12 protein-coding genes and 1 CRISPR repeat array (1 of these 13 running past the window's edge) are annotated in these 17,910 nt (G+C 48.7%); of the genes, 3 read left to right on the forward strand and 9 right to left on the reverse strand.

Features of this window, described 5'->3' with window-relative positions; all coding sequences use genetic code 11:
• Positions 1-73 precede the first annotated feature (73 nt).
• Positions 74-4,441 carry a coiled-coil domain-containing protein gene (locus MSED_RS05750; protein WP_012021082.1) on the reverse strand — a complete coding sequence of 1,456 codons (4,368 nt, stop codon included), beginning with the start codon at positions 4,439-4,441 and terminating at the stop codon, positions 74-76.
• 523 nt (positions 4,442-4,964) lie between these two features.
• Between MSED_RS05750 and MSED_RS05755 the strand changes: the two genes are divergently transcribed.
• Positions 4,965-6,344 (forward strand): purine-cytosine permease family protein, encoded by a 1,380-nt coding sequence (locus tag MSED_RS05755; RefSeq protein WP_012021083.1) that lies wholly within the window; start codon positions 4,965-4,967, stop codon positions 6,342-6,344.
• Entirely contained in the window at positions 6,345-7,121 is a 777-nt protein-coding gene (locus tag MSED_RS05760; protein ID WP_012021084.1) for a BtpA/SgcQ family protein, read from the forward strand.
• Positions 7,122-7,316: 195 nt separating this feature from the next.
• On the opposite strand, the gene cas6 is transcribed toward MSED_RS05760, so the two are convergent.
• Positions 7,317-8,165 (reverse strand): CRISPR system precrRNA processing endoribonuclease RAMP protein Cas6, encoded by an 849-nt coding sequence (gene cas6, locus MSED_RS05765; RefSeq protein ID WP_048060056.1) that lies wholly within the window; start codon positions 8,163-8,165, stop codon positions 7,317-7,319.
• Between the two features lie 521 nt (positions 8,166-8,686).
• Here cas6 and MSED_RS05770 point away from each other — a divergent pair.
• On the forward strand, positions 8,687-9,934 hold the full coding sequence (locus MSED_RS05770; protein WP_012021086.1) for an ATP-binding protein: 1,248 nt from the start codon (positions 8,687-8,689) through the stop codon (positions 9,932-9,934).
• Positions 9,935-10,184: 250 nt separating this feature from the next.
• Here the strand turns inward: MSED_RS05770 and csaX are convergent, their stop codons facing one another.
• The 7 genes from csaX to csa3 form a co-directional block, all read right to left on the reverse strand.
• The gene (csaX, locus tag MSED_RS05775) at positions 10,185-11,213 is read right to left on the reverse strand and encodes a type I-A CRISPR-associated protein CsaX (RefSeq protein ID WP_012021087.1); all 1,029 of its coding nucleotides are present in this window, start codon (positions 11,211-11,213) and stop codon (positions 10,185-10,187) included.
• A complete protein-coding gene (locus tag MSED_RS05780) occupies positions 11,203-11,961 on the reverse strand; it encodes an HD domain-containing protein (protein ID WP_012021088.1) in 759 nt (252 codons plus the stop codon). The genes csaX and MSED_RS05780 overlap by 11 nt, the downstream gene beginning before the upstream one ends.
• Positions 11,958-13,436 carry a CRISPR-associated helicase Cas3' gene (cas3, locus tag MSED_RS05785; protein WP_012021089.1) on the reverse strand — a complete coding sequence of 493 codons (1,479 nt, stop codon included), beginning with the start codon at positions 13,434-13,436 and terminating at the stop codon, positions 11,958-11,960. The genes MSED_RS05780 and cas3 overlap by 4 nt, the downstream gene beginning before the upstream one ends.
• Entirely contained in the window at positions 13,420-14,145 is a 726-nt protein-coding gene (gene cas5a, locus MSED_RS05790; RefSeq protein ID WP_012021090.1) for a type I-A CRISPR-associated protein Cas5a, read from the reverse strand. The genes cas3 and cas5a overlap by 17 nt, the downstream gene beginning before the upstream one ends.
• The gene (gene cas7a, locus MSED_RS05795) at positions 14,145-15,116 is read right to left on the reverse strand and encodes a type I-A CRISPR-associated protein Cas7/Csa2 (protein WP_012021091.1); all 972 of its coding nucleotides are present in this window, start codon (positions 15,114-15,116) and stop codon (positions 14,145-14,147) included. The genes cas5a and cas7a overlap by 1 nt, the downstream gene beginning before the upstream one ends.
• 26 nt (positions 15,117-15,142) lie before the next feature.
• A complete protein-coding gene (gene csa5, locus MSED_RS05800; RefSeq protein WP_012021092.1) occupies positions 15,143-15,508 on the reverse strand; it encodes a type I-A CRISPR-associated protein Csa5 in 366 nt (121 codons plus the stop codon).
• A gap of 69 nt (positions 15,509-15,577) precedes the next feature.
• On the reverse strand, positions 15,578-16,201 hold the full coding sequence (gene csa3, locus MSED_RS05805) for a CRISPR-associated CARF protein Csa3 (protein WP_048060057.1): 624 nt from the start codon (positions 16,199-16,201) through the stop codon (positions 15,578-15,580).
• Between the two features lie 58 nt (positions 16,202-16,259).
• Positions 16,260-17,910: direct repeats of the CRISPR family, unit length 24 nt; unit sequence CTTTCAACTCTATAGGAGATTAAC (it continues 8,004 nt past the right edge of the window).

Here is a 17,910-nt window from a genome sequence, read left to right on the forward strand (position 1 = left end):
TCATGAAATAAGCACTGGGTCTACTTTCGCCTAATGCCTAAATCTCACGTGAATAAAGGATCATGTAAAACCGCTAAGCTTGGAGGTAGAAGAGTTTAATGAGCGCCATCCTGCAGTCATTACTGCATCTGTCTCCACTAAGGGATTTGCCTAACTCATTCCATAAACCCTCAGGCACAGGCTTACCCCTTGACCGTGAATCATTACGCCAAAACTCGGCGATTAGTCTCGCCTTGTTGAGCTTGCCCTCGATAATGAATCTAAGAACCTCGACAAAGGACAAAAAAGACCCAGAAGGTGATACACCGATCTCAGTTATCTCGTAGGGATCGTCAATGTCCTTTAACAACTGACTTAAAATGTCCCTATACTTCTCCTTAGGTGTGGAAATTATGAGGCTTTTCATTAACTTGGGATTATCCTTGGCTTGGATCAGTTCACAACATAATATGCGATCATCGAGATCTTCTATCGATTGACACATTGTTTCACATTCACCATCTACTTCGAGGCAAAGCAAAACCTTCCTGAATGGTGTAGGTGCTTCCTCCATTATGGCATCTCTCCTTGCCTCGTAAAAGTCCTCAACACGCAGTCCATAGACCCTCATCAACCCCGCCACGATAGCCCAATAAATCGGCTTATTAACTAGGAATGGACGAAATGTCCCGTACTCCTCCTCCACCCTGCTTAGGTCATTCACCGCCAAGAGTGAAACCAAGTAGTGAGCAAGAGTGGAAGAGACACCACCTCTATCCATTTCTGTAAATGTTTTGTCTAATGCTTCTTTCCAAAGCTCCCCGAACTCCTTTACGCCATTCTCGACGTTACCTGATAAGAAGTTTAAACGAGCCCTTAAACCACAAGTGCTAGCTATATCATTCATAAGCCCTATCTCCCTGGAAATGTCGCACACCTCTTTGGCATAATTCAATGCAACCCCTAAGTCAACATTCATCTTCACTATTGCTGTGTGGTGGTAAAGGTGAGCTCTTACACTCTTTAATTCTTTATCAATAGTCTCGCTTATGTCCATAAATGAGCTCCTTAACCTTAATGCGTTCTCAAGCCCCCTAACTAACTCTTCCCTGCTTCTCTTACTTAATTCCTCCATCGCCTTCACTGCCTCATCAACATACTTATTAGCCTCATCGAGTTTACCTATCATTGACTTGTGGACAGCGATAAGTGGATATGATCTAGCCTTTGCGTATAGGCAACGTACACCATGCAAACTCTCATCCCTACAAATATCATTAACGGTCTCGGATGCAAGTCTAGTCCAATCATCCACCTTCGACAATCTCGAAAGAGTCATCATGTAAATTAATTTGCCAGCCCAACTCAACCTGGCATGGAACACATCATGATTAGGCAAAACAACTTCGGAATGAATCTCTTCGGCAGTATTTTGATCCTGCAACGTAATTTTATGCAGGAGACGTACCATCTCATCATACTCACCATTTTCAATTAACCTTCTCGCTAACTCCTTAAGTCCATGTATAGGAGTAATCGCGAGTTGTACGTACTCAATATATTTACCTATGATTCTGTTTGCCTTGTCCAGGCACTCCTTTCCAAATTCTCCACCTGTTATTACCAGCAGACCCAATGCCTCAAATACCCTTGTTAATTTCACTCTGCCACTCTCCTTGACTTCTCTATACAATTCATTAACCATCCCACAAGCATCAATGAAGTCCCTGAACAAAGAGGCCTTCTCATGCAGGAGCACCCTTACAGAAGGTGGCATCTCATTCCCAACAAGTATCCAGTCTCTCAACTCCTTAACCAACTCACCCTCATCAGTTTCTAGAAGGAGCTCAATTGGAATTGGGTATGGTGTGTGGGCTAGTCCCACCACCATGGCCAATTCGTGCGGATGACTCCTTAATACCTGCTCCTCCTCACTTAACAACCTATTTGCCGCTGCGGTAAAGAATACGTCTATCACTGCCACTTTTACGTTAATGGAGCCTTTTATCTTCATCAAATTATCGAGAGTCCATTTGATGACCTTCTCCATTCCCTCAGCTCCATTCACTACTGTTCCGAGCCTACCTACACCTTCGTACTTCTTCAGTTCCTTCGATAGTTTTCCGTCGATTATATCCTCTATGGTTTCTTCGATTAGGTCCTCGTGCTTCATTGAGAGCCACCTACCAACATGGTCTGGGAATTCCAAGTGTATGGGCACGTCATAGGCAATTTCCGATTTGCCCTTATTATTAATGACTGCTGGTACTCTGCCTATCAGCCACTTTGGCGGCATTCGGCCTAGAAAGGCCCTCGCTGCAAAGGCGAGTGCGTACTTTCTGAACTTCTCCTTGAAGCTTTCGATGTTGTCGTCGCCTCCTAGTATTGCCTTGTATATGTACTGGGATATGAATGCCTTTGCGACGCCAGCACCTGCCCCTATCGCTTGCTCAACGTCCTCGACACTGCACTTGTTGGCCTTGAGCCATTCCCCAACGTATCTAGCCACTAGTGTATATCCATCCCTATATCTCTCATAAACCTCCTTACCCAACCTCTCATAAACCTCTTCAGCACAAATCCCTCCACTATAAGATCTGATTACCCCACTCAAGAACTGCGAGGTGCGTAGGTCAATGTTCACAACACGCTCCTTCACGAACTCAACCTCGTAAGTCTCCAAACCCTTATTGTTCATGAGAAGGTTGTCTATGACTAGTTGGAGTACGTCACTTGGTAGCACAAGCATCACGGGCACTTGCTTCCCTGACTCAGACCGCCTCTGGTAGAACCTCATCAACTGTTTCACAGTATTCGCAACCTTTGTCTCTGGCGTCAGGTCTTGTCCCGGTTCGTAGTGCTCCGGGACAGATGGGTCATAGTAGATTATGGGCACCTCGCCAAAGGCGTTGTCCGCAATGTAGTGAAGCCTTTTAACATTGTGGACAACGGTCAGCTCCTTCGCCTCATAAACCACATAAGGGCTAACCTTGCTCTTCAGTAACTCAGCTAACGAATACTTGATAAGGACTGACTTACCAATGCCCTTAGACCCAGTGAGTATTACGAAGTCGCCCCTCGCAATCCTGTCCATAATCTCTCTCGAGTAATTCTCAAAGTTCTTGTCCACAACCAAGGCATACTCCACGTCCTCAACCCTCAACGTCTTCCTCTCCAGGTTAATTCCCAGTATAGTGGGATCGCGATAAACACCCTCCAAGACCTGCGTCGTCTCCAACTCCCCCTCAATCTTCTCGATATCACGAGTTAACTCCTCAACTTTTTTCTCAAGTTCGGTTAATCTCTTGTCCACTTCCTCCAATATCTTGTTCATCTCCTCCTGTATCTTGTCCACATCCTCCTTGGTAGCCACTCTCTGCGTGGCCACCTTGTACGTGTTGTCTATGAAGTTCCTGAACGTGTCCACGTCAAGCCCCCACTCGCTGGCCACCTCATCCACAATCCCCTCAAACCTATCATCGACCACGAACTCTTGTGCTACTATTACGGCCTTCAGGAGCTGGCCCATGGACTTAAGGAACTTGTTCCTAGCCTCACCCTTCTTGGTGAGCCAGCCGAGGAACCTCTCGGAGAACTTCTTGATCGGTTCCTTCACTGCATAAATCCCAACCCTCTTGGTGAACTCCTCGAGGAATCGTCCAATGGCCAAGGAGATTGCGGTCAACCCGTCGGCCAAGACCAGGGCCTGTATTACCGGCGCCACGAGCATCGCGCCGGCCACGTAAGCTACTGAGGTTAGTACTACGGTCGGCATTATCACCTTTAACTCGCCGGCGAAATCCCTGGCTAACTCGTCAAATCCAACGCTACCCGGGCTCAGAGCCCTGATCGCCTTGACACCGCTCTCCAGCTTCTCCCCCAGCTTGCCCTCCCTATTCCAAAGGGCTAGGCTTATCCCCTCGCTCTCCCTGACCAGTTCCTTAACCACGTCGTCCCTCCTGAGCAACTCGTGGCGAGTCTCAATGAGAGTGAATTGTGAGCGGGACTCCTCAAGCTCCCTCTTAAAGATGCTGGAGAGGTGGTTAATGACTACATGCTTCTTGGCAGAGCCCCAATCCCTACCAAGCTCTTCCCTAAGCCTGCGAACCAGCACCACGGCATCCATGGTACTCCTGGGCACTATGGCAACGCGTCTAGTGCTTAATGCCTCCTTTATGTTACTGTAATCACCCTTGATATACTCAAGAATGTCCTTACCCTCCACTGATAAGCCTCTAAGTGGTTTAAACCTTGACCTTAAGTCTTGGTCGTTAAGCCTCTTATAAAGCTCCTCATAAACTAAGAACTCGACATCCTCGAGCTTACCAGCCAACCTCCTAACAATCTCTCCCCGGGAGGAACCTGGAGGTGTCAATACAAGTATGAAACTCTTGAGATCATGAACACCGTCTAGAATATTACTCACAGCAGAACCAATGAAATTCTCAAGGGATAAAGACATTATAATTATGTGTCTAAAAAGGCTTATAAATTAATTCTAACATTCTACTCCTACCTAGGGTTAGTACAGGGATATGACGGTATCGATAACTTAGTAATCATAACACGTAAGAGGCATCTTAATTGATAAGTGAGCCTCAATAGCGAGTTTAGTTTGAGAGTTTTCTCCGAGATTTGGTAATTCAGATGTTAAACGTAGGTATTCTTTTCATTATCTAATATTGCAATTTTAATGAGATTAAGAGGATACCGTAAAGTCGACGAACATCTAAGATGTTTCCCTATTCTTATGGAGTGCACTTCAGTAAAACATACCGTACTTCATTTTTATTAGATTGTACAGAACGTCAACTACCACGCCACAATACATATAATCATGTTATATGGAAAATATGTCCCTAAATTTATCTTGACCCCATTCATTCCGCACCCACTCTTCGCCACCCTCCACAACCTCACCATTTGTCTTTTTTGTGCTAACTTCCTAAAAAAGCTTAAATATATGACTTCATTTTATATCACCCATGGAGGAGAAAAAGCAAGAAAATCCAACCGAGGAGGTTTACATGAAGAGAACAGGTTTCGAGGTAATAGGGGTTAAGCCCATACCCGAAACCTCCAGGTACATGACGGCCCCGAAGGTATTCATCTTCTGGGCCATGGCAAGCGCTTCCGCCACAACCCCCCTCATAGGTTACCTCCTCGAAAACCTGGGTCTCGTGAACCTTCTTCTCGTGTTCACGATCTCCCTCGCAATAGGCCTGGTCCCGGCAGGACTCTTTTCCGAGATGGGGAGACAGTTCCCTGTCCCGGCCCTAGTCGTGTCCAGGAAGACCTATGGATACCTGACCTCTAATGCACTGTCTGCGCTGTACACAATAGTCAACATTGGGTGGTTCGGACTCAACGACTCCACCGGTGGGCTCATCGTCGCCTCACTACTTCATTCCTCTCCCGTGATATGGTACCTAGTTTTCGGGGCGATCCAGATAGTCCTCGTCCTGTACGGTGCAAGGATACTGGAGTACTTCTACAGGTACACGGCCTTCATTCTCGTGGTGTGTTACGCCGTTCTAACCTATTTCCTGATCAAGTATTTCCCCGTGAACCTGCAGGCCCTCCTCTCCTCGTCAAACGTGGATTGGGGCGCATCCATCGGCCTGGTCCTGGCATTCTCCCTCCTGTCCTGGACTTACAAGATCTCCACGGCAACCAGGTTCGCGAAACCCTACAAGGGGAGGAGTCTGTCCAACTTCGTGTCTGCCCCCCTAGGGATCATGGTCCCCGTCTACCTCATGGGCGTGCTCGGTTTCATCTCGCAGAAGACTGCAGGGAACTGGAACCTGCCCGCCGTCTCATTTCCCGTGGCTAGTTCGCTGGCCATAATCGTTGGAATAGCCTCAGTTGGGGCAGCCCTCGCAATCCTCCACACAAACGCGATGAACCTCTACCCTGCCGTGGCTGACCTCATTACGGCAATTCAGCCAGCACTCAAGAGGAAATGGGAACACCTGTCTCAGCCCGTCTCAACTGTTTTCATAGGCCTCGCGGGAGCGATTGCAGCGGTGCTTGGAATCCTTCAGAACGCGACGAATTTCCTGAACTTCGTGGGTGACATAATATTCCCGTACACCTTCATCGTCCTTCTAGACTGGTACCTCAGGCTGAGACCAAAAATGCAGGAGGGTAGCCTGGGGGTAAGGGACTTCTACCAGGTCCCCCGCGGACTCAGGGATAACGTGAACCTCTACTCCGTGCTTGCCACGGTGGTAGGGACAGCCCTCAACGTGGTTACCTTACCAGGGCTCACCACGCTGTACCTCTACTTCCCCCAGGACCTCTTCGGGTCGTTGATAGGGGCCCTCCTCTACTTCATCTTCCTGCGGCTGAACCTGGTGAGGTGAGTGGGAGGGATCTTCATAGCAGGGATGATCCACTTACCGCCCTTACCTGGGTCACCGAGGGGTGGGCAACCGCTTGAGGAGATCGTGAAATATGCAGTCACCGAGGCGGATAAGCTCCAGAGCGCAGGGGTTGACGCAGTCATCGTGGAGAACCTCGGGGATTATCCCTTCTTCAAGGACAACATGCCTCCGATCACCGTGGCCTCCATGAGCGTGATAGTTAGGGAGGTTAGGAGAAAACTTGGGTTACAGGTGGGAGTGAACGTTTTGCGAAACGGGTGCATCGACGCCTTCTCCTTAGCCCACGTTAATGGGGCAGACTTCATCAGATGTAACATCTTGATTGGGGCCTACGCCACAGACCAGGGGGTGATTGAGGGCAGGGCTGCCGAACTCCTCAGGTTAAAGAGATCACTTAACTCCCGCGTGAGAATATTGGCTGACGTTCACGTGAAGCACGCATACCCGCTCTACAATCTTCCCACAGAGTTGGTTGCTCAGGACTTGGCAGAGAGGGGAGGAGCTGATGCCGTGATTGTGTCGGGGCCGAGGAGCTCACTTCCACCGTCCATTGAGACCGTGAAGAAGGTGAAGGAGTCGGTTCAGGTACCGGTGATTGTGGGGAGCGGAATTTCGCTCGGAAACTTCAAGGAGTTCTGCGGTGTTGCGGATGGGCTAATTGTTGGTGAGGTTGATTTCAAGGAGAACGGCATGATTGGGGGCCCAAGTAAGGTTGAGGCATATAAGAAGCTGGTGAAGGGTTGTAAGGGGGTCTGACGCCCGCAGTTCTTGAGTCCACCTGAAGAATCGCGTAAGAGGCAGAGTAAAGATGGGAGTGGACTAACTAAGCACTCCACGCAAGAGGAACCCCAGTTTCGCGGAAAGAGTTAAACTTTCTTCCAGCTCGGCACTGCGTGATGTTAAGTTCTCTAGAGAGCATGTTCACAATGACCATTTTACGCCCCTAGGGGTTCAGTGACTATTCTCTCCCCTCTCGACCATCTTGAAGTGAACCTCCCCTAGCCCAATCCCCCTACTCCTCCCAATCCCTAGGAAGGAGGCAACCTCAAGGTACTTAGCCGCACTTTCCTTCAGCTTCCCCACGATGTCAAACTCTATCCAACCCTTCACCCCCCTCGTTAGCCTTAATCTGCCTTTCTCGTCCTCCCCAATCACAACCGTCTCGGGGTAAAGCCTATACCCTACGACGCGGGACAGGGCATTCGCCATAACTAGGAGCTTAAAGGTCTTTATGTCGTTCTCGTAACTGTCAGTCTTCCCGAGGAGGGCGAGGTACTGCCTATACCCATATGCAACGACGAGACCAGGGGTTGGGATCAGCGAGAAACCAATCTTCTTCCTCCTGTACTTCTCCCTGAGAAAGGGAGGGAGGTAAATCTTGGAGCAAAGGAGGGCTGGAGTCAGGAAGGAGACCCTGAGATTCCCTCTTGTCGAGGTTGAGGGGGTCTCATCTAGGACGGACACCTCCTTCAGGGAAATCTCGTACTCACCGTAAACCGTCTTTACCCTCCCTCCCCCAACGTTAAAGGCCTCCTTGGAGAAGGGGAAAGTGACCGAACCCGTTAACCTTGTTTTCGCCTTCACTGTGATCGGCTCTCCCCTGGAGTAAAGCCTCTTCCCATCTAGGGCAAGGTTGGAAATGAAGAGGGGCTTCTGCTTATCCTTCGACCTTACAAGCTCCTCGAGGAACGGAAGAACCTGTTGAGATAGGACCAGGTACTTCAACACCTTTGAGGACAGGGGTGGCAGAACCACGTCGTGAAGGGGCGTCACGTTGAAGGTCATTTTCATGAGTTGCATAAATTGACATGTCAAGCGCGGATAATAAGAGCACTTGGGTGGGGCGTGAAGGGCCAAGTTTCTGTGCATGAGGTAGCAAGAGGTTCATCAATCAGCGTGATAGCCTGGTTATTGATTTTCTAGGCATGGGCCCAAGACCATAACGTGAGGGGAGCCGTCCAACTATGGGACACGTCCAAACATGTGTGAAGTTCGGTCCTTTCCATCCACTAGTAATCCTGGTTAGAGGTAGTTCACACATGTTCAATACGAAGATATGAAGGGAAAAGACGTTCGCTCAAAAACTTCATCTCAAGGAACCTTGAGACCCCTCGCCAGGAGGCCCACAACCGCTGATAAGAACCGAGATTGATCCTCTTAATAACGGGAGTCATCAGGTTCAGAGTAATTTTAAATTATTTTTATTGTCTCTCTAGAGGAAAACTGTAATGGAAATTCCCCTAAAGTGGTCGGGTTTGGCTACCACTTTTCCCGTAAAAGTGGTCAGAAAACGATAATACTTTCCTTGGCTAACTTTACCCATGAGAGTTGAGGACTTCAAGGCGGTGATTGCTGAATTCCTTAACTCGGAGATACCCAAGACCACGGATAGGGAGACCAGGTTGCCCCTTGACACAAACTACGTGATCACGTTGACCGGTGGAAGAAGGGTTGGGAAGACCTACATCCTCTACAACACCATGTCCAGGTTAGTTTCCGAGGGCAAGGCCTCCAAGGACGAGATAGTTTATGTGGATTTCGAACACCCCAGGCTGAGGAACTTAAGTGCCGTTGATCTTGACGACATATTGACTGCCTTCTACGAGTTAACAGGGAAGAAGCCAAGGTATCTCTTCCTCGATGAGATACAGACCGTGAAGGATTACGGGAGTTGGTTCAGGAGGAGGCTTGACGCGAGGGTTTTCCTGACGGGGTCCTCCTCCGCATTAACTCCCTCAAGGATAGCCGAGGAGCTCAGGGGAAGGAGCCTGAACTTTGAGGTCTTCCCCCTCTCCTTCAGGGAGTACCTGTCCTTTCTGGGAGTACGTGTGAACCCTGAGATCACCCTATACACAGAGGAAAAGGGGAAGATCCTATCCCTATTGAGGGAGTATCTCAGGTATGGCGGATATCCAGCGGTGGTCCTTGAGAGGGACCCAGGTCTCAAGAAGATGCTGTTACGATCCTACTTCGACTCCGTCGTGGTGAGGGACCTGAACGAGAGGTATGCCGAAACCTTTGCCTCCTACATCGTGTCAAATTACTCGTCGCTGATCTCGTACAATAGGGTTTACAACTACCTGAAAACCCTGGGTTTCAAGGTAAGTAAGGAGAAGGTGATCGAACTCTTTCGCAGGGGGAGGGAGGCGTACTTCCTGTTCGAGGTGGAGGTGTTTGAAAGGAGCGAGACTAAGAGGAAGGTGAATCCTAGAAAGGTCTACATCGTGGACATGGGTTATCCCTACGCCTTGGGGTATGACTCAGTGTCTAAGGCTATGGAAAACGCGGTCTACCTCCAGTTGAGGAGGGAGGGGAAGGAGGTGTATTACTGGAGATCTGAGGACGCGGAGGTGGATTTTGTGGTGAGTGAGAAAATGGAACCTAAGGAGCTCATACAGGTGACCTACGCCGAGGACAAGATAGAGGACAGGGAGGTGAAGGGATTGAGAAAGGCTGAAAGGGAGATCAACGCGGAAAGGTCCACGATCATAACCTGGAGCTACCAAGGGAGGGTCAACGGTTATCAGGCAGTTCCTCTTTGGTATTGGTTATTAAGGAGAGAGAGATAGCGGTATGCGTTCTGATGGGTTAGTGGTGATCCGTGTACCTGGGTAAATCTTCACCATATTCAAGTTTTTACGTCATACCATCCGAATTTCCTCCTAGATGGATTATATTATAAATCATCTTGATAGGCTGGCCCAGTCATGGGACACCTAAGCTTCATGCATAAAACTCGAAATGCGGGAATCACTTATCCAGATAGATTCCCTACCAAGCCAATTTAGCGAAAGATAACTACATTACAACACCACATCCCTACACTTCCGCGATCTTACGGGCCAGCATCGACATCATTTCGTAAAGTCTCTTATCCTCCTTAGATTTTGTAAGGTTGATTGATAGTAGCTCCCTGTTTGCGAAGTACATCAATTCCTCGCTTCTCCTAGATCCCATAAGAACCTCATACAGTAGGTTAGAGATTCGTATTGCGTAATCTCTCTTACCTGAGTCGTATCTAAGAGCCTCCCTCGTCACGGCCTCTACGGCGTAGGCCTGTTCGTCCCTGAAGATCTTATTCTCGAGCAACCTCTCAACGCTAGTCGTGAACCCACCCACTACCGTAGTTGGTGATTGTCCTCCAGCGTCTGAAACCGCGTAGATATTGATTCCAGACCTTATCTCCGCCTTTCTGCTTACCATCTGATACGCTAACCAGAGCAGGAACGCCGTACTGGGATAGAAACCTGGGATTAGGGGCGAATCCTTAACCAGTGACGGTAATACGCTGAATTGCCTATCAACGCTGACCGGGAATAGGTGAATTCCAACCCTATCACTGTTACTTATCATGGCCTCCCCTAGCCTGCTTATTACCCAACCTGCAACTGCCACAACCAGGTAAACTGGATCAACCTTTACCTCGACCTTTGTACTCCCCCTGTACCCTGGGTACTTCCCGTACTCATACATCTCAGGCTTCACAAACGACGGTGCACTCACCTTCTGGCACTCTTTCTTGGCCATGTCCGGATTCGCCTTTCCTAGAATCTCGGATATTGTGGACTGTGTCGGAATGTTGAGGCAGGACAGGGCCTGTTCAAAGGGCTTCTTATCATTACCGCTGAGCGGTAATATCCTGAGGATACCCTCTATCTTCTTCGTCTTCTCTATCCTCTTTCTCCTCTCCTCTTCCTTTCCCCTAGCAAGCGATGACGCAAGTTGCATAACGTCTAGAAACCTATTATCCGGAATCTCGAGGCCCCTACCTCTCCACTGCCCCTCACCCAGGGAGGCCACTGTGATCACATAGTAGTCCCCAAATATGTCGTAAGTGTTAACTAGCATGATACATCTCCTCCAGTGCCCTGATGAACCTCCTCTTCCTTCTCGAGTCCTCGTCCCTTTCGCGTTGGGCGCTACTGTCAAGATTGTCGCCAACGATGACAGGTAACAGGAGAAGGAGGTAGCCCTTATTCAGGCGAAGGTTCGTCTTGTCCCTAAGCCAAGTCTCCATGTCCTGAAGATCACCGACATTGTAATTCTCCGGTGGAGTAACCTTGACTGCCCACGAAACGCGTTCTGCAAATACCTCGAGCTCCCCAAGTGATCCATACCTCCTCAGGTGAAGAATAGCAGGCTCTTTCGATATCCATCTCCTAGCCTCCTCAAGGTTGTCGAGACTCCTGATGGCATTTAGGTGATTCATCGTTGTCAGGACAGACCAGAACCTTAGAATGTCATTCCTCCACCTCAACCTGTAGAGGTAGAGCGAACTGCCAACCTCATGGAAGGCAAAGCTAGCTCTCTCCTTCGGGGTGCAATCCTCGTTAAACTTGTTCTGATAGAATTCACCGGCTTTACCAATATCGTGGAAGGCAACAAGGAAGAACGTTAGGTCCCTCCACTGTTCTGCGGAAATTCCCTTAATGAAGGAGGAGTCGAGGGACTGCTTGTTATCAAGCCTCCTCACAAGGGCATCAATCCTCCTTTTCATTACCTGGAAGTAACTTTCCCCGAATACCCTCTGGACCTCCCTCACTGAACCTAGGGCGTGATCCCTCAACCCCTGTCCCTCAAAGGCACAAGGTTTCATAGTATCGCCCCAACCTCCTGATTGTAGTCCACAGAGATTCCGTCAATTCCCTTCAGCATGAAATCTATTGAGAGGCAAAGGTTCCCAGGTTTCCAGTCAACTAGTTCTCCATCGCGAAGTGGCTTGGCCCCTCTCTCCAACAAGTCCTTAGCCTCATCCTCAGTTAGCGGGATCCCGCAGGCTGAGGATCTACATCCTTGGGGAAAGCCCATGATAAGGGATGTCTCCCTTGTGATCGAGCATTCCTTCTTAAGGAGTTTCGCAGTTGCCTCCGACGAGAAGAAGGGCCCCTCATCCAAGATATTTAACGAGAACAGAAGATCGGAGTTCAGGATGTAACTGGTGTTAAAACTCGACATAAGTGACGAATCAAGTTTGCCCTCCCTTCTCACAATTTCAAGGCTCGTCTCAACATCGTTCCGATCGTAGACGTGACCGCTGAAGGGAAGAATGTGAACCTCTCCCTGTCCGCCATACCTCGCAACTCTGCCAGCCCTCTGGACCAAGTTGGGGAGTGGGGCAGCCTCGGTGTAGAGGACGTCAAACGAAACGTCAATTCCGGCCTCTATCACCTGCGTTGAGATGACCAGTTTAGCGTTCTTGATCTCGTCAACTTTCCTTCTCCTATCCATGGCGCTGAACTTCGAGTGAATCAGAACGGGGGACAGTCCGGCCTTCTTGGCCTCTTGGTACGCGGTGATGGCCCCCTTCCTGGTGTTCATGACCACGAGAGTCCTTCTATCAAGCTTATTGAAGTCCAGCTCATCCACGAAGTCAACGCTAACATCCCTCTCTATCTTGAAATTGTCCTTGACCTCCACGACCTCAACGACGTCCTCAAGCTCCTCCTTGATCAAGTCCCTAAGGGAACCTGGAAGGGTTGCCGTCATGATTACGAAGGGGACCTGCATCGCCCCAAGTCCCCTAAGTGACGCTATCACTGAGGTCAGGCTTTTGTCCTTTCCTCCGTCATCGGAGAAAAGATGGAATTCGTCAAACACAACCACTGAGGAGTAGATCGCCCCCCTCGGAACCTCGTAGTGAGTCCCCATCCCCTTCATACCCCTAGTAATCTCGGACACAGGTAGTTTGAACATGTTCAATACGAATGAGTCAAGCGTCGTAACGTTCACCTTTCTCAGGAAGTAAGGAGTGTCGTGGAAGTCCATGTCGTAGGCCCCAACAACTGTGTTGGAGTAACCCGCTAGCCTCATGAAGTTCTCGAGCTTTGAGGTAAGGTCCTGGACAATACTTCTAAGGGGCAGGACGTGTATTACCCTATCAAAGTGCCCGTTCCCCCTGAGACTGGCCAGTCCCAAGGCATACGTAAGTGAGGTCTTGCCGTAACCCGTTGGGGCAGTTAGGATGACTGCTTTCCCCTCCTCTATCTTGGAAAGGGTCTCCTCTATCCCCTTCCTAGGCTCAAACCCTTGTAGCTTACAAGCCTCTCCGTAATAATCAACTAAGGACGACATATTCATCACCTACCTTGTAGGCCTCTTGGGCCTCAACCTCGAGCTCCGAGCTCCTAAGCGGAACTTGTTTCATGGGTATCACATACCTCACCAGCTCAGCTTCATGTCCCCAGACCAGTCCTCCTTCCCAGAAGTCCACGTAGACTGCGTCGCCCATTAGGTGAGGGATAGATGCCTTGAAATAGTAACCAGTCCTAACCCTCCCCTTAACAACTTCTGCCCTCCCCACCTCAACGTCCTCAACGCTCACGAGTCCCTCCTTGACCCCAAGCCTCGTTATGGACCAGCTCAACCTCCTCAACTCATCCTCAGGGAAGGTTGTGACGTAAACTAGCTTAAGCAGGCTACCGGGTGAGTAGACCTTTCCCGTTGGTACAACGTTGTAGGTATACTTCCTGTCAGCCCTCCTCTCGGGTTTCTGGAAATAGCTCACCACATTCCTCACAATGTCCTCGACGTAGGTGGCCTGCCCCTCAAGTCTTGCTGAGGCAACCTTAACCCTATCCAAGATCGAGATCGCAGGTGAGCCCTTCATGTCCCCGCTTACGTCAAACCCCCTGAACTTTCCGTAACTCAGGGCACCAACCAGTGTCGTGGGCGGAGGTAGTAAGGTCGCCCTCTTCTCCTTAGAAGCAGTTGGGTAGGAAATTGAGAAGCCCCAGTGAAGTCTGACCCAGACCTTCGAGTAGGTTAACTCTGAGGGGGGCACTATCCCTTCACTTCCTTGAGTAGGGCCTCCACAACCTCCTCTGGGTTGGACTTAACTTCCGCCTTTCCCGTGTCGAGTCCTTCCCTGTTAATGGCGAAGGTCTTCACCTTTTTCCCCATGAGGATTGACTTGGCCCTCTCAGCCCTCTCGTGGCTCAACTTAATGTAGTCGTCAGAGTGACCTGGTTCCACGACGAAGGGGAAGTCCGTCACGGTAAGGACAGCCGACTTCAGCTCCAGCTGGGGAAGGAACCTCGACCTCTTGGCTCCAAAGTTCCCGGTAAGGAGGTGGTACAGTGCCCTGACTGAAGCCTCAACCCTAGCACCCCTGATCCTCAGGAGTTCATCCTCCTTGTCAGCTTTACCTGGGTTAGAGGGGACACCAATTAGGCCGTCATCTAGGAGGAAGCTAACTGTGTAGAGGGCTGACCCAACTTCCACGTTGTATATGGCCTGCTTGTCCTTGGAACTCACCACAGAATACCTAACGTGAAACTGGGCCTCGAGCTGTGCAGGGATCTCGTCGGTCTTCAGGGAAGGTATCATGTAGCCCACGGAGAACTTTGAGCTCCTCCTGACAGGGTTCTTTCCAGCATACATGAACCCCCCAACGTCCGCAACCACGTCCTTCAGCATGACGTCAACCTCAAACCTCCTGGCATCCTTCTCGTCCTTGGGTGAAGCAATGTTCTCTTCCTTAAGGACGTCGTCGTTTGCGAACTTGATTAGCTCCCCCTGTTTCGTCCTGTGGGTCACGGGTAACCCCATCTTCTCCGCAATCTCCACGAGGGCCATCTGATAGGCGTGAGCTAGGGACTCGCCAGAGATTACCGGAACGTACCTGATAACGTACTCTCCCGTGGACTTCCTCGTGACTATGGGGGCTGTCCTGTGCCTGCTTAGGTTACCCACCGACTCAACGCCGTTCAGCGACTCAACGTTCACCAGGAACCTAACACTACCTGAGATCATGCCTTAACCTCCTCCTTCTTTCTAGGTCATAGGACACCGTTGACTGTTGCCATGGCTACCGCCCCAACCTTCCTTGCAGTGTATATGTCCCTCTCCACGTCTTCAATGAACTGAGTGACGTCCTCACTTGAGGAGAGTGAACCATAGAGCTCATACGTCTTCGTCCTCTCCCCCTCCTTTACGTCAATGTAAATTCGCGGGTTTTCGCCGGTCTGTAGCCTAATCTCTCCCCTGTTTAGGCCTGTGTTGACTATCCTCTCGCAGTCGCCTATTACCTTGACGGCTGCCTCCTTGGATAATGCGTTCGAGATCCTATCCAGTAGGGTAGGAGTCTCGGCGTAGATAGAGGCCGTGGCCAGTAGGTTGGCCACCCTCCTTAATCTGGGCTCCATGCTCTCATGTATCTTTCACTTTCCCCCTATATAACCCTTTCGCATAAGGAAGTGAAAATGTTTTCAGTTTTATGAAAAGTTAAGGTTTGCGAAGATCCTGCCCTTCTGCGTCAGTTTGAGACCGTCTGCGTCCTGTGTCACGAAACCCGCTGTTTGAAGTTCCTTTACTCTCCTCCAGGTTGTGGCGAGCGGAAGTTTCATCTTTCTCGAAATTTCTGACACCTTGTTTTCACCCAGGTGAATGGCCCTAAGGATCTTGAGGTCGCTCTCCTCAAGTTGATATGGGATGAGGTCCTTCACCCTGAAAGTCACGAGCCCCTGAAGGGTCTCGGTCTCAACCTCAACCTCAGCGTCAATCTGGAGGAGAAGGAAGGCAGTAAGGATCTCAAGGTCGACTATTCTCATTCCACTGGATAGGTTGAGGAGGTAGTCCGAGTGAGTCGACCTCTTAACCCAGGACATTATTCTAGAGACTGAGGAGACGAAATCGTCGTGATTGATCTCAAGGGTCTGGAGGGGGGTCGAGGCCTCGGACAGGAGTTTCATCAGGTTTGAGATTGCGATCTCCGTCTTCTCGTTTTTCGCGGAGGGTTTAACCAGGAGAACCTCCTGGATCCTCGATTTGCCGTGCCGAAGGAAACTTCTCACGATGAACTTTTCGTCGAACCCGATGGGAGTTATGAGGCATGTCACAGGGAATAATTGGGAGGGAGTAAAAAAGGTAAACTTTCCGATATCAGAACGTGTGATTCTTTCAATTCTATAAGAGATTAACATTCTATACCACTGCATGGTCTCGGCAGTTGAAGGTGACTTTCAACTCCATAGGAGATTAACTGATTTTGACACGGCCTATCAAAATGTAATAAAAACGCATACTTTCAACTCCATAGGAGATTAAGTAATAGGTATAATATTGGGCATTCTCGCCCTAGTTCAATTCTTTCAACTCCATAGGAGATTAACAGACCCAAAACCTAAAACTCCAAAAAGTCTTTGAGCAATTCTTTCAACTCCATAGGAGATTAACTTACTTCTAATGATTACAGGGATTTCTCAGAACCCTTCTCTCTCAACTCCATAGGAGATTAACGCTGAAATTGGCAGAGGTAAGGAAGCTAATCGAGTCGAACTTTCAACTCCATAGGAGATTAACGTGAGGATTCACCGAATCCTGCCTTAGACGATACCGAGCAGAAGCTTTCAACTCCATAGGAGATTAACAGAAGAAAAAGTATACTTGAAAAGAAGATTGAATTTTTAGACTTTCAACTCCATAGGAGATTAACATCAAATGATGCCAAAAAGTGATCTACCTATTCTTTTCATCTTTCAACTCCATAGGAGATTAACAACATGATAAGGCTTTACTTAGAAAGTTAGAGAAAAAATTCTTTCAACTCCATAGGAGATTAACCGTGATTCATTAAGGTTATCATAATGAATTGGAAAACAGTCTCTTTCAACTCCATAGGAGATTAACTTCAAAAAATGGTCAAGGTGATAGAGAGTCAGTTATTAGCTTTCAACTCCATAGGAGATTAACAGTTCTACGGAAAACTATCAATCCAGATAGCAATAAAGACTTTCAACTCCATAGGAGATTAACATGCGATTACCACCACGGCTCCGTTTTGCCCGTTTGCTCCCTTTCAACTCCATAGGAGATTAGCCATCGGTGTATTACTACTCACTGTGATTGGTGTATCAAGCTTTCAACTCCATAGGAGATTAACTCCAGGTACATCGTCAGCGAATGGATCAGGAGGAGCAGGCTTTCAACTCTATAGGAGATTAACTCCACTCGGTGCCGTGAAAGTTTTGACAAGACTCATGTTTGACTTTCAACTCTATAGGAGATTAACTCAATAATTGACGAGCAAGATTTAGTGATTCCAGACGAGGCTTTCAACTCTATAGGAGATTAACACAGTTCACAAACGGAATTGTTTGATAACTTCTTGGAATCTTTCAACTCTATAGGAGATTAACCTTACTTTCCATGTTCCTCCATTCACAAAGTAAAGTACTCTTTCAACTCTATAGGAGATTAACCGGTCACTGAAGCCGATCCACCCTTAGTTGAGACCACGAGCTTTCAACTCCATAGGAGATTAACTAATTGAAGTTACAGTAGAAATACAAAACCAAAAAATGACTTTCAACTCCATAGGAGATTAACATCAAATTACTGGAGAAGAGTGGAACAAAATAATAAGGGAACTTTCAACTCTATAGGAGATTAACTTATACGGTTATTGGATGACGCGAGTATATCGTGAAAGTTACTTTCAACTCTATAGGAGATTAACAAAGCCTTCGTATCTGATGACGGCTCAGTTCCAATCGTTACTTTCAACTCTATAGGAGATTAACATGAAGATGTGGAGTCAAAGACCGAA

The sequence above is a fragment of the Metallosphaera sedula DSM 5348 genome (assembly GCF_000016605.1).
GTDB lineage: Archaea > Thermoproteota > Thermoprotei_A > Sulfolobales > Sulfolobaceae > Metallosphaera > Metallosphaera sedula.

Bases quoted from the DNA above. Each gene is read 5' to 3' on its own strand.
- MSED_RS05750 (WP_012021082.1), bottom strand. From the start codon at position 4,441: ATGTCTTTATCCCTTGAGAATTTCATTGGTTCTGCTGTGAGTAATATT.
- MSED_RS05755 (WP_012021083.1), top strand. From the start codon at position 4,965: ATGGAGGAGAAAAAGCAAGAAAATCCAACCGAGGAGGTTTACATGAAG.
- cas6 (WP_048060056.1), bottom strand. From the start codon at position 8,165: ATGCAACTCATGAAAATGACCTTCAACGTGACGCCCCTTCACGACGTG.
- MSED_RS05770 (WP_012021086.1), top strand. From the start codon at position 8,687: ATGAGAGTTGAGGACTTCAAGGCGGTGATTGCTGAATTCCTTAACTCG.
- csaX (WP_012021087.1), bottom strand. From the start codon at position 11,213: ATGCTAGTTAACACTTACGACATATTTGGGGACTACTATGTGATCACA.
- MSED_RS05780 (WP_012021088.1), bottom strand. From the start codon at position 11,961: ATGAAACCTTGTGCCTTTGAGGGACAGGGGTTGAGGGATCACGCCCTA.
- cas3 (WP_012021089.1), bottom strand. From the start codon at position 13,436: ATGTCGTCCTTAGTTGATTATTACGGAGAGGCTTGTAAGCTACAAGGG.
- cas7a (WP_012021091.1), bottom strand. From the start codon at position 15,116: ATGATCTCAGGTAGTGTTAGGTTCCTGGTGAACGTTGAGTCGCTGAAC.
- csa5 (WP_012021092.1), bottom strand. From the start codon at position 15,508: ATGGAGCCCAGATTAAGGAGGGTGGCCAACCTACTGGCCACGGCCTCT.